13 protein-coding genes are annotated in these 12,105 nt (G+C 60.7%); all 13 read left to right on the top strand.

Annotated features, from left to right (window positions below):
- The coding region (dapF, locus tag B3V69_RS02220; protein ID WP_296443383.1) for a diaminopimelate epimerase at positions 1–513 on the top strand (513 nt) is incomplete at its 5' end.
- Positions 510–1,196 (top strand): DUF484 family protein, encoded by a 687-nt coding sequence (locus B3V69_RS02215; RefSeq protein WP_296443382.1) that lies wholly within the window; start codon positions 510–512, stop codon positions 1,194–1,196. The genes dapF and B3V69_RS02215, both read left to right, overlap by 4 nt.
- Before the next feature lie 6 nt (positions 1,197–1,202).
- Positions 1,203–2,153: a tyrosine recombinase XerC gene (locus tag B3V69_RS02210; RefSeq protein ID WP_296443380.1), complete on the top strand. Its 951-nt coding sequence runs from the start codon at positions 1,203–1,205 to the stop codon at positions 2,151–2,153.
- Positions 2,154–2,256: 103 nt separating this feature from the next.
- Positions 2,257–2,568, top strand: coding sequence for a hypothetical protein (locus B3V69_RS02205; RefSeq protein WP_296443378.1), 312 nt, complete (start codon positions 2,257–2,259; stop codon positions 2,566–2,568).
- A gap of 75 nt (positions 2,569–2,643) precedes the next feature.
- Positions 2,644–3,825: a class I SAM-dependent rRNA methyltransferase gene (locus tag B3V69_RS02200; protein ID WP_296443376.1), complete on the top strand. Its 1,182-nt coding sequence runs from the start codon at positions 2,644–2,646 to the stop codon at positions 3,823–3,825.
- Between the two features lie 59 nt (positions 3,826–3,884).
- A complete protein-coding gene (locus B3V69_RS02195) occupies positions 3,885–4,943 on the top strand; it encodes a CobW family GTP-binding protein (RefSeq protein ID WP_296443374.1) in 1,059 nt (352 codons plus the stop codon).
- 529 nt (positions 4,944–5,472) lie between these two features.
- Complete coding sequence (dksA, locus tag B3V69_RS02190) at positions 5,473–6,228, top strand: RNA polymerase-binding protein DksA (RefSeq protein WP_414707452.1); 756 nt, start codon at positions 5,473–5,475, stop codon at positions 6,226–6,228.
- Positions 6,229–6,269: 41 nt separating this feature from the next.
- Positions 6,270–8,060, top strand: coding sequence for an STAS domain-containing protein (locus tag B3V69_RS02185; protein ID WP_296443370.1), 1,791 nt, complete (start codon positions 6,270–6,272; stop codon positions 8,058–8,060).
- A 70-nt stretch (positions 8,061–8,130) separates the two neighbouring features.
- On the top strand, positions 8,131–8,679 hold the full coding sequence (gene hslV, locus B3V69_RS02180; RefSeq protein ID WP_296443368.1) for an ATP-dependent protease subunit HslV: 549 nt from the start codon (positions 8,131–8,133) through the stop codon (positions 8,677–8,679).
- Complete coding sequence (gene hslU / locus B3V69_RS02175; protein WP_296443366.1) at positions 8,676–9,998, top strand: ATP-dependent protease ATPase subunit HslU; 1,323 nt, start codon at positions 8,676–8,678, stop codon at positions 9,996–9,998. The genes hslV and hslU overlap by 4 nt, the downstream gene beginning before the upstream one ends.
- 271 nt (positions 9,999–10,269) lie before the next feature.
- A complete protein-coding gene (gene mraZ, locus B3V69_RS02170; RefSeq protein WP_296443364.1) occupies positions 10,270–10,698 on the top strand; it encodes a division/cell wall cluster transcriptional repressor MraZ in 429 nt (142 codons plus the stop codon).
- A 9-nt stretch (positions 10,699–10,707) separates the two neighbouring features.
- Entirely contained in the window at positions 10,708–11,649 is a 942-nt protein-coding gene (gene rsmH, locus B3V69_RS02165) for a 16S rRNA (cytosine(1402)-N(4))-methyltransferase RsmH (protein WP_296443362.1), read from the top strand.
- Positions 11,646–11,963, top strand: coding sequence for a cell division protein FtsL (ftsL, locus tag B3V69_RS02160; protein ID WP_296443360.1), 318 nt, complete (start codon positions 11,646–11,648; stop codon positions 11,961–11,963). The genes rsmH and ftsL overlap by 4 nt, the downstream gene beginning before the upstream one ends.
- The last annotated feature ends 142 nt before the right edge of the window (positions 11,964–12,105 follow it).

The following is a 12,105-nucleotide window of genomic DNA, read 5'->3' as shown; positions in this document are numbered from 1 at the left end:
GCTCCGGTGTTCGAGTTGGCCGATATCCCGTTTGATGCGACCGGGCTGCAGCCCCAGACCGATGGTTTATGGCAAAAATGGCCTCTAGCCCTCGTGGATGGTGCGCAAGCCGCTACTGTTTTTGTAGCGGTGGTGTCGATGGGCAACCCGCATGCGGTGCAGCTGGTGGACGATGTGGAGACCGCCCCGGTGCTGACGCAGGGTCCGCTGATTGAGCGGCACGCCAGTTTCCCCCGGCGCGTGAATGCGGGCTTCATGCAGATCGTGGACCGCAGCCACATTCGGTTGCGGGTGTTCGAGCGTGGCACCGGCGAAACCCTGGCCTGCGGCTCCGGCGCCTGCGCGGCGGTGGTGGCGGGCATCCGGCTCGGGCGGCTGGACGCTGTCGTGGACGTCCAGACCCGCGGCGGCACATTGACTATTTCCTGGGCTGGCGCGATGTCCTCCGTCATGATGACGGGGCCCGCCACCACGGTTTTTCACGGCGAAATTGACCTACCCGACCTCCTATGACTACCCCCTTTACCAACCCCATTACCGAAGACGATATTGCCAACTACCTGGCCAATACGCCCGACTTTTTCGAGCGCCACGCCGAGTTGCTGGCCGCCGTGCAACTGACCAGCCCGCACAGCAACCGGGCCGTGAGTTTGCAGGAGCGCCAGGCCCAGATGCTGCGCGAGAAGATCAAGGTGCTGGAGCATCGCATCATGGACATGATCCGCAATGGCAATGAGAACGTCATGCTGTCCGACAAACTGCTGCTGTGGGCGCGCAGTTTGTTCCTGACGGCTGACGCGTTGGCTTTACCTGGGCAGATCGCGGGCGAGATTGCAGCGCAGTTCTCGGTGCCCCAGGTCGGCATCAAGGTGTGGGGCGTGGCGCCGCAGTTTGCCCATGCCGAGTTTGCGCAGGGCGTGAGTGAGGACGCCAAGCTGTTCGCGTCCTCGCTGACGGAGCCGTTTTGCGGCGTGAACACCGGTTTCGAGGCGGTCAGCTGGTTGCCCGATCCGCTCGCGGCCGCGTCGCTGGCGATCCTGCCCCTGCGCGCCGGGCTGGTCGGCAGCACGGCCCCGGCTTTCGGCCTGCTGGTGCTGGCGTCACCCGACGCCCAGCGTTTCAACAGCGCCATCGGCACCGACTTTCTGGCGCGCATTGCCGAGCTGGCCAGCGCCGCGCTCTCGCGTTTGAGGTAGACGCTTGTGCCGGACGGCGATGCCCCCCTCATCGAGCGCTACCTGGCGCACGTCCGTGTCGAAAAACGCCTGGCGCAACGCACGGTCGAGCTCTACGCGCTGGACCTGCAAAAACTTCAAGCCTATGCCGCGCAGGTCAAGGTCGAACTCACCCAGGTTCAAAACACCCACATCCGCCGCTGGGTCGCCCATATGCATGGGGCCGGGCGCAGTGGCCGCGGCATTGCCCTGATTCTGTCGGGCTGGCGTGGCTTCTACGTCTGGCTCGGGCGCCAGGGCTTGGTGGGCAGTAACCCGGTGCAGGACGTGCGCGCCCCCAAGGCCGGCAAGCCCTTGCCCAAAGCCCTGAGCGTGGACGACGCTGTGCGGCTGGCCGAGCTCCATAGCGACAGCAACGACCCGTGGCTGGAAGCGCGCGACGCCGCGATCGTCGAGTTGCTTTACGGTGGCGGCCTGCGCGTAGGCGAGTTGACCGGGCTCGACGCGCTGGCCAGCCCCGCGGCGCGCGGTTGGATTGATTTGCAGGGGGCGCAAGCCCATGTGCTGGGCAAGGGCGCCAAGCGGCGCAGCGTGCCGGTGGGGCGCAAGGCAGTCGACGCACTGACGCATTGGCTGGCGCTGCGTGATCAGGCGCTGACCGGTGCCAAGACCGGCCAGGCCGCCCTTTTTATCGGCCGCAACGGCACCCGCCTGACGGCGCAATCAATCTGGCAGCGCCTGAAGCGCCGCAGCCAGCAAGCGGGACTGGCCACGCCCGTGCACCCCCACATGCTGCGTCATTCATTTGCCAGCCATTTGCTGCAGTCCAGCAGTGATTTACGTGCCGTGCAGGAGTTGCTGGGCCACGCCAGCATCACTACCACGCAGGTCTATACCCGGCTCGACTTCCAGCATCTGGCCAAGGCCTACGATGCGGCCCATCCCCGGGCCAAAATCAAGTCTGCGGGGCCGAAGTAATCCCGTCAGGGCCGGGTTCGCTTGCGGTAAATTACGGCGAAGCCCTGATGATTTTCAATGGCCAATTCGACGACACTCTCAAGCATCAACAGAAAGGTACTTCATGCGCAGTCAAATTTTTGTTTTATTGGACAAAGGGGTTGAGTTTCGTTTTCTTGTGGAAGACGCGCCACCCATGGCGCCCGATGTCGCCCGCGCTTGGCTTGACACGCAGTTCACCACGCTGGACTGCGAGCCCCTGCGCGCCAGCGGCAAGGTGTTGACGGCGGACAAGGTGCTGCGGGTGACCGAGGCCGCCGGTGCCACCTTGTTTGCGGATGAAAAATGGGCGGCTGACTATGTCAGGGCCGTGCACGCGGCACTTTCCAAACCCATGATTCGGGTGGATGTGCCCGCGATGGCCGTCACTTATTGACGAGACCCTGAGCCCAACGCCGGCGCTGGCAGCAAAAGTCCCGGAACAGCACCGCAAAGGCCCGACAATCGGCCCATGAAAACGATTCGATTGAGACCTGGCAAAGAGCGCTCGCTCTTGCGCCGCCATCCGTGGCTATTTGAGTCCGCCATTGCCAAAGGCGCTGCCGACGCGGGCGAGACGGTGCGCGTGGAGTCCCATGAGGGCGCTTTTCTGGCCTGGGCGGCGTACAGCCCGGCGTCCAAGATCCGGGCCCGGGTCTGGAGTTTTGACGAGACCCAGCGCGTTGATGCTTCGTTTTTAATAGCTGCTTGCGCCCGTTCCGTGAGGGCTAGAGCCCGATTTGATATAAATAGTGACAGCATGCGCCTGGTCCACGGCGAGTCCGACGGCTTGCCGGGGCTGATCGTGGACCGCTATGGCGACACGCTGGTGGCTCAGTTTCTATCCGCCGGCGCCGAACGCTGGAAAGATGTCTTGGCCGATGCGCTGCTGGCCGCCACCGGCCTGAGCCAACTGTATGAACGATCGGATGCCAGTGGTCGCGCGCTGGAGGGGCTGCCCGAGGTGAGCGGTTGGTTGCGTGGCGACGGTCCGACCGAGCTGCTGCTGCGCGAGCATGACTGGCAGCTGGCCGTCAACATCGCCACTGGCCACAAAACCGGGTTTTACTTGGATCAGCGCGACAGCCGCAAGAAGTTTGCCGACTACAGCCGCCGTCTGAAGTTCGAGCGCGTGCTGAACTGCTATTGCTACACCGGCGGCTTCACGGTGGCGGCCTTGACCGGGGGCGCGGCCCATGTGACCTCGATTGATTCCTCCGGCCCGGCCCTTGAAAAAGCCGCCGCCAACCTGGCCTTGAATGGTTTTGAAGCGAGTCGGGCCACTTTCATGGACGCGGATGTGAATGCCTCGCTGCGCCAGTTTGGCGCCGAAGGCAAGACCTTTGACGCCATCATCCTCGATCCACCGAAGTTTGCGCCCACTGTCGCGCATGCCGAACGGGCGGCGCGCGCCTACAAGGACATCAACCGGCTGGCCTTCAAGATTCTGGCGCCCGGCGGTGTCTTGTTCACCTATTCCTGCTCGGGCGGCATCAGCGCCGACCTGTTTCATAAAATCGTGGCCTCGGCCGGCATCGACGCCCAGGTCGATGGCTATATAGTCGAGCGCCTGGGCGGCGCGCCGGATCACCCGATGACGATCAATTTTCCTGAAGGCGAATACCTCAAGGGCCTGGTGGTGATGCGCAAATAGGCCGAACCCATTGCCCGCTACACTCCCTGTGCTTCTGCCCCCACCCGATTGAAAAAACGATGAGCCTCATTCCTGCAACCATCCTGACGGGCTTTCTTGGCTCGGGTAAAACCACGCTCCTCAAACGCGTGCTTCTAGAAGCCCATGGCCAGAAAATTGCCGTCATTGAAAATGAGTTTGGCGAAGAAAACATTGACAGCGACATCCTGGTGTCTGACACCACGGAGCAGATCATCCAGATGAGCAACGGTTGCATTTGCTGCACCATCCGCGAGGACCTGCGCGCCACGCTGCGCGACCTGGCCGAGAAAAAACGCAAGGGCGAGCTGGACTTTGACCGCGTCGTGATCGAGACCACCGGCCTGGCCGACCCCGGCCCCGTAGCCCAGACCTTCTTCATGGACGATGAAATTGCCGAAAGCTACCTGCTGGACTCGATCCTGACGCTGGTGGACGCCAAACACGCGGCGACGCAGCTCGACGAGCGCCAGGAAGCGCGCCGTCAGGTCGGTTTTGCCGACCAGATTTTCATCAGCAAGACCGATCTGGTGGCGGACGATGAGGTGGCTGCGCTGATGCACCGCTTGCGCCACATGAACCCGCGCGCGCCGCAAAAAGCCGTTCATTTTGGTGACGTGCCACTGAGTGAAGTGTTCGATCTGCGCGGCTTCAATCTCAATGCCAAGCTGGATATCGACCCTGATTTCCTCAAAGAGGAGGAATCTGACCATCAGGGGCATGAGCACCATGATCACGCGCCCGGCGAGCATTGCGACCATCCCTCGCACAGCGCAGGCGGCGGGCATCACCATGCACATGACGATGATGTCAAGAGTTTTGTCTTCAAATCGGACCGGGCCTTTGACCCGGCCAAGCTGGAGGATTTTCTGGGCGCCATTGTCAATATTTACGGCCCGCGCATGCTGCGTTACAAAGGTGTTCTTCACATGAAAGGCACGGATCGCAAGGTGATCTTTCAGGGCGTGCACCAATTGATGGGCAGTGATCTGGGGCCAGCGTGGGCGCCAGGTGAAAAGCGCGCCAGCAAAATGGTGTTCATCGGCATTGACCTGCCCAAGGACATCTTTTTGCAGGGCATGGAGCAGAGCTTGGTTTGATCTGAACTTGTATTTTTAAGCCGGGAGTCCAATGTTTGTCTCGCTTTTGCAACTGATGGGTTTTGCGGTGGGTAAACCTGTAAACTCGCGCGCCAGTGAAGTGGCGCAAGGCAAGCCCTCAAAAGCTCGCAATGAGGGTATAACCTCAAAGGTTTCGGACCCCGTTGCAGATACAAAACGCAGGTCCGCCAGCGAAGCACATGCACAGGTAAATTCTGCGAGGAGGCAAAAAATGAAAGCTCAACCCGGAAAAGCCAAAGAGGGCTCCAAAACCGCAGTCGATGCTGTCGTCAGGGCCAAGGCTGCCGTGAAAGCCGTGGCCAAGTCAGTGGTCAAGCCCGCGACGAAATCAACGGCAGGCGCTACGTCCAGGCCACCGGTCAAAAAAACTTCGCCGACTAAAGCGCCGGTGAAGGCCGCCGTTCAGGGGAAAGAGCCCAAGTCGGCAGCCAAAGTCGTGACCAAGGCGGTCAAGGCTGCCCCGGCCAAAGTCGTCAAATCGACAGCCAAAGTTCAATTAAAGGATTCAGTGAAAACAACGATCGCAAAAGCCGCCACCCCCGAAGTGGTGGTGGCAAAACCCAAAGTCACGCATTCTGTGACGCCCGGCACCATTGCGAAGGCTGGCATGCCAGCCAAGCCGGTGGAGGCGGCACCGATCCTGGCCGCCGCAACGGCTGTACCCGCCAGAGCAGGCCGTCCTTCCTCACGGCTGGCGCAGCTGACGGTTCCGTCCATGGCGCAATCGGTGGCCTCCACGGCCGCCAAAGCCAGCTTTATGCAAACCACATCGTCGCCGCTGATCATTCCCCCGCTCGCTTCGGCCATCAAAAAAGATCCCAAACTGGTCAACAACTGGAAAACAAAACCGGTTGATCAACTGACGGACGCCGAGCTGATCGCCATGCCCGATGACGAGTACATGAACGATACCCAGATGGCGTTTTTCCGCGGCAAGCTGTCCAAGCTCAAGCAGGAAATCCTGAGCAATGCGGGCGAAACCACCGAGCATTTGCGCGAGGACACCGTGGTGGTGCCCGACCCGGCCGACCGTGCCACCATCGAGGAAGAGCATGCCCTTGAGTTGCGCACCCGGGACCGGGAGCGCAAGCTCCTGAAGAAGATTGAGCAATCGATCGTTCGCATCGATGCGGGCGACTACGGTTATTGCGATGAAACCGGTGAACCCATTGGGGTCGGTCGCCTGCTCGCGCGCCCGACCGCGAACCTGTCGCTTGAGGCCCAGCAGCGGCGTGAACTCAAACAAAAGATGTTTGGTGATTAAGGACTCACGGCTCCTAACTTCTTACCCTGCTTTTGCGTCCCATGGCGACCAAAGATAACAACGCCGGTTTGCTGTCCAAGATGGCCAGATTCGTCCGTAATCCGACGAAAGACTGGTCTGAGCTCGACAAGCCGGAGCCAGAGCAGGAAAGTGGCTACAGCAAGCTGGCGCTCAAGGAGATGATTGAGCGCAAGCGACAAAACGATTTTGTGCGTCGCCGGGAGTTTGACCAGCTGCGCAAATTGCGTCGCAATGCGTCTTCGATCAGACCCGATCTCGCGGGCCGCCCCTCTTTCTTTCAGACCAGTACCGCCTCCAACTTGGGTGAGCGGGCCATGACGCTCAAGAAAATTGACGATATTGAAGCCCAGATGTCCAAGCAGTGGTGGAAGGGCAAGCACGATGAGACCTCTGTCCAGGGGGACAACTTCCCTGTGGCGGCCGACCCGGCCCTGGCGCCGCCAGGCGGGGCACCGACCAGCGGTGCACCCAGAGACAAAACAGGTGCTTTTGCGCGTACGGAGGCGTCCGAGCTGAACCCGGATACCGACTCGTCGCGCAGTGCCGATTACGAAACCACGCAAATGGGCGTATCGACGCTTTCCGGCCCTGAGTCAATGGGCGGTGCGGGTCAGGTGATGGTCGCCAAGAATACGAGAAGCAGGAATTTTGACTCGGGTATCGGCGAATTTTCGACCTCCAAATTATTTTCCATTGAGTTGGGAGACAGTTTGTCCGACCCCGACCTGGAGGAGGCGGCCATCCGTTTCGCCAATGGGGATGATGCGGGTGCCGAAGCCGGTCTTCTGGCGGCCCTGCAGGCGGACAATGTCGACCCGAATGCGGCCGACGGGTGGGCCGCGGCCTTGTTCGACCTCTATCGAGGGACCGGGCAACAAGCCAGTTTTGATCGCGTCGCGATTGAGTTCGCGGAGCGCTTCGGACGTTCTGCGCCCGCGTGGTTTTCAACACCTGATTTATTGGGGCGCAAAGCGGACGCATCGCCGTCGGATCGGATGGCGGCGCCCAGCAGCCATACCGTGTGGGAGTGCCCGGCGGAGCTTGATTGGCAGGCCGTGCAAGTGTTGCGGGCCATTTTGTCGCGCACGGCGCCGCCCTGGCATCTGCACTGGAATCGGCTTGGCAGCATCACGCCGGATGCCGCGCAGGCGCTGGCCGATTTGTTTGCCGAGTGGTGCGCGCAGCCCGTGAAATTGTATTTTGCCGGGGCAGACGTTCTTGAAAAAACGCTGAGATCATGCACCCCGTCGGGTGACAAACGGGTCGAGTCGTTCTGGTGGCGGCTGCGCCTGGATGCCTTGCGCATCCTGCGGCTGCAGGATGAATTCGAATTGGCGGCGCTGGATTACTGTGTCATTTATGAAGTGTCGCCACCGCCGTGGGCCGACGCCCGATGTGAATTTGTCCACGAGCAGTTGACGGCGAGCATGCCGCTTGAGACGAGTCGCGGCGTGCCGGGCGACGTCTCACGGGCCGTCGATACCGACTTCAGTCAGGCCCCGACCGTGCTCATGGGGCTGGATGCGATCACCACGCCCGTGGTGGAGTTGACCGGTGAGGTACTTGGCGATGCAGCCGAGGCGCTGGACAAGCTTCAGGCCGGGTTGAAGGGATCCGATCGTCTTGTGATTTCCTGTGCCCGGCTGATCCGTGTCGATTTTTCGGCCGCGGGCAGCATCCTCAACTGGGTTGCCGTGCGCGAGTCCGAAGGTTGCCATGTTCAGTTTCGCGATGTACCGCGCCTGGTGGCTGCATTTTTCAACGTGATTGGCATCAACGAACACGCACGGGTTGTTCTGCGTACCAGTTGATTTGGCTTTTACCGAAACGTCCCCCTGTCCAGACTTGCTTTTGAGCTGGATGACCTGATTTACTGCAAGCATGGAACAATTTCACGGTACGACCATCATCAGTGTGCGGCGCAAGACGCCCGAGGGCTACGCTGTGGCCATTGGCGGCGATGGGCAAGTCACCCTGGGCAATATTGTTGTCAAAGGGACCGCCCGCAAGGTGCGCAAGCTTTATCACGGCAAGGTTCTGGCGGGTTTCGCCGGTGCCACGGCCGATGCCTTCACCCTGTTTGAGCGCTTTGAAGCCAAGTTGGAAAAGCATCAGGGGCATCTGGTGCGCGCCGCCATCGAGCTCACCAAAGACTGGCGAACGGACCGGGTGCTGCGCCGCCTCGAGGCCATGCTGGCGGTGGCGGACAGCGAGGCTTCTCTCATCATCACCGGCAACGGTGATGTGCTGGAGCCCGAGAACGGTATCGTGACCATTGGCTCGGGTGGCGCGTACGCGCAAGCGGCGGCCATGGCCTTGCTTAACCACACCGAGTTGTCGGCGCAGGATATCGTCAAGAAGTCGTTGGAGATTGCCGCTGATATCTGCATCTACACCAACATGAACCACACCATTGAAACGCTGCCATGACCCCGCAGGAAATTGTCTCTGAACTCGACAAGCACATCGTCGGCCAGCATCAGGCCAAGCGTGCTGTTGCCATTGCCCTGCGCAACCGCTGGCGCCGCCAGCAGGTGGAGCCCGGCCTGCGCGCGGAAATCACGCCCAAGAACATCCTGATGATCGGCCCCACGGGGGTCGGCAAGACCGAGATTGCCCGGCGACTGGCGCGGCTCGCGGATGCGCCCTTCATCAAGGTCGAGGCCACCAAATTCACCGAAGTCGGCTACGTCGGCAAGGATGTCGACGCCATCATCCGCGACCTGGCGGATATTGCGGTCAAACAAACCCGTGTGGCCGAGATGAAGAAGGTCCGTGCGCGGGCTGAAGATGCTGCCGAGGAACGCATCCTGGACATCCTGATTCCGCTGCCGCGTGGCGATTTCAGTGTCGTGCAAAACCCCGATACCGAGAGCACCGCCCGCCAGACCTTTCGCAAGAAATTGCGGGAAGGCCAGTTGGTGGATCGGGAGATTGAAATTGACGTGGCGCACGCTGCGCCGCAGCTCGAAATCATGGGCCCGGCCGGTATGGAAGAGATGACCGAGCAACTGCGCGGCATGTTCGGCCAGATGGGGCAGCAAAAGCGCCAGACGCGCAAACTCAAGATTCCTGAGGCCTTGAAGTTGCTGGTCGACGAAGAAGCGGCCAAACTGGTCAATGAAGAAGAAATCAAGACGCAGGCCCTGCACATGCTGGAGCAAAACGGCATTGTGTTCATCGACGAGATTGACAAGGTCACCTCGCGCAGCGAAGGCAGCGGCGCCGAGGTGTCGCGCCAGGGCGTGCAACGCGATTTGCTGCCGCTGGTCGAGGGCACAACCGTGTCCACCAAATACGGCATGGTCAAGACCGACCACATTTTGTTCATCGCCTCGGGCGCTTTTCACTTGAGCAAGCCCAGCGATTTGATTCCCGAGTTGCAGGGGCGCTTCCCCATTCGGGTGGAGTTGCAGTCCTTGTCGGTGCAGGACTTCGTGGCCATTCTGACGCAAACGCATGCCTCGCTGGTCAAGCAGTACCAGGCCTTGCTGGCCACGGAAAATGTCACGGTCGAGTTTCAGGACGAGGGCATCACGCGGCTCGCGCACATTGCCTTCGATGTCAATGAGCGCACCGAAAATATTGGCGCCCGGCGTCTGTCGACTGTGATGGAACGGCTGCTCGATGAGGTGAGTTTTGATGCCGCCAACCTGGGCGGGCAAACCATCCAGGTCGATGCGGCGTATGTGGATGCGCGACTCGGTGAACTGAGCCGCGATGAAGATCTTTCGCGCTACATACTGTAACTTTGCGGGGCAGACCCAAAGCCGCGTAGAAATAGCGATGCCTTCAAGCATCACTTTCACTACGTGCGCTAAGTGCTTAATTTAGAACGTTTTTTATCGCGAAGCGCCTCCAGAATCGCTTCTAAGTCCTTGATTTCATTGAAAAAATTGTTGTAACCGCGCTTGCGGGGATCGTTTTTGCTGATACAGTGCAAAAAAGTGCAATTAAGTGGTGAAAAGTGCCTTTGTACTTCCATTTCTTTGTAGATCTACCAAAAGTGAGTGTGCAGTCGTGTTTCAAGGGGCTTCGTCAATAAGTCTGGATACCAAGGGGCGGCTGTCGGTGCCGACCCGGCATCGTGACGTACTGAATGCCACCGCCGCGGGCCAGCTCACCATCACCAAGCACCCGCACGGCTGCCTGATGGTGTTCCCGCGTCCCGAGTGGGAGAAATTCCGCGAGCGCATTGCCGCGCTGCCTATGTCGGCCCAGTGGTGGAAGCGGATTTTTCTGGGCAACGCCATGGATGTCGAGATGGATGGCACCGGTCGCGTGCTGGTGTCGCCCGAGCTGCGCGAGGCCGCAGGCATAGCGAAAGACACTCTGTTGCTGGGCATGGGCAACCACTTTGAGTTGTGGGACAAGGCGAGCTACGACGCCCAGGAAGCCCGGGCGATGCAGGGTGACATGCCCGACGTCTTCAAAGACTTCTCTTTCTGAAGGTCGGCGGTGGACACCACATGGAAACACACCACTGTTTTGTTGAACGAAGCAGTCGAGGCTCTTTTCAACAATCCGGATGCGGCGCCCGGCGACGCCGTAGCGGCCACGCAGACCTATGTGGATGCCACATTTGGCCGCGGCGGCCACGCCCGCCTGATTCTCTCCAGGCTGGCTCCGCAGGGGCGTTTGATTGCCTTTGACAAAGATTCCGATGCCTTGGTCGAGGCGGCCAGCATCCAGGACCCGCGCTTTTCCATCCGGCACCAGGGCTTCTCGCATTTGGGCGAGCTGCCGCAGGCGAGCGTGGCCGGTGTATTGCTAGATCTGGGCATCAGCTCGCCGCAGATCGACAACCCGGTACGGGGTTTCAGTTTCAGGTTCGAGGGCCCGCTGGACATGCGCATGGACACAAGCCGTGGCGAGAGCGTGGCGCAGTGGCTTGGCCGTGCCGAGGTCGATAAAATAGCGGAGGTGATACGTGACTATGGTGAAGAACGGTTTGCTGGCTCAATTGCAAAGGCGATTGTTGCTCGCCGACAGGAACGGGGCCCAATTTCAACCACCACCGAGCTGGCCCAACTCGTGGCTGACACGGTCAAAACCCGCGAGCCGGGCCAGAACCCTGCAACGCGCACATTTCAGGCTTTTCGGATTTTCATCAACGCCGAGCTTGAGGAGTTGCAACAGGCGCTAGAAGCCAGTCTTCTTGTGCTGGCCCCCGGTGGCCGGCTGGTGGTGATCAGCTTTCATTCACTGGAAGACCGCATCGTCAAGCAGTTCATCGCGAAGCACTCGCGCGATGCGTACGACCGGCGCGCGCCCTTTGCCGCCCCCAAAATCATGCTTCTCAAGGCGCTGGACCGCGTCAAGCCCAGCGCCGCCGAGGTGGCGGGCAATCCGCGCTCGCGCAGCGCGATCATGCGCGTGGCACAACGGACTTCATCATGACCAGGCTCAACCTTGTGTTGCTGCTGGCCGTGCTGGCCAGTTCCTTGTACCTGGTGAGCGTGCAGTATGAGTCCCGCCGACTGTTCTCCGATCTCGACAAAGCCCATTCTGTCGCGCACCGGCTCGAGGCCGACAACGAGCGCCTGCAGGTGGAGAAGCGGGATCAGGCCACGCCATTGCGCGTCGAGAAATTGGCCAAGGAGCAACTGCAAATGCGCACCGTCACACCGGCCATCACGCACTATGTGACCTATGGCGCCGAGTCACCCGCCGCTGCGGATGCGGGTGCCGCGGCTTCGGGGCGCGTCAAATGAGCCGCAGCATCGCCTATACCTCCAGCCCCTTGCTGGCGAGCCGGACGCCGGTCTGGCGCAGCAAGTTCATTGTGGCGGCGATCGCCCTGGGGTTTGTCGGCCTGGCGGCGCGCGCGGCTTACATCCAGGTGATTGCGAATGA

Source organism: Rhodoferax sp. UBA5149 (assembly GCF_002413825.1).
In the GTDB taxonomy this organism is placed as follows: domain Bacteria; phylum Pseudomonadota; class Gammaproteobacteria; order Burkholderiales; family Burkholderiaceae_C; genus Rhodoferax.
Note: the sequence above shows the minus strand (reverse complement) of the source record. Positions and strands in the feature narration are given on the sequence as shown.

Coding starts and splice junctions, on each gene's coding strand:
- B3V69_RS02215 (WP_296443382.1), top strand. CDS start 510: ATGACTACCCCCTTTACCAACCCCATTACCGAAGACGATATTGCCAAC.
- B3V69_RS02205 (WP_296443378.1), top strand. CDS start 2,257: ATGCGCAGTCAAATTTTTGTTTTATTGGACAAAGGGGTTGAGTTTCGT.
- B3V69_RS02200 (WP_296443376.1), top strand. CDS start 2,644: ATGAAAACGATTCGATTGAGACCTGGCAAAGAGCGCTCGCTCTTGCGC.
- B3V69_RS02195 (WP_296443374.1), top strand. CDS start 3,885: ATGAGCCTCATTCCTGCAACCATCCTGACGGGCTTTCTTGGCTCGGGT.
- B3V69_RS02185 (WP_296443370.1), top strand. CDS start 6,270: ATGGCGACCAAAGATAACAACGCCGGTTTGCTGTCCAAGATGGCCAGA.
- hslV (WP_296443368.1), top strand. CDS start 8,131: ATGGAACAATTTCACGGTACGACCATCATCAGTGTGCGGCGCAAGACG.
- hslU (WP_296443366.1), top strand. CDS start 8,676: ATGACCCCGCAGGAAATTGTCTCTGAACTCGACAAGCACATCGTCGGC.
- ftsL (WP_296443360.1), top strand. CDS start 11,646: ATGACCAGGCTCAACCTTGTGTTGCTGCTGGCCGTGCTGGCCAGTTCC.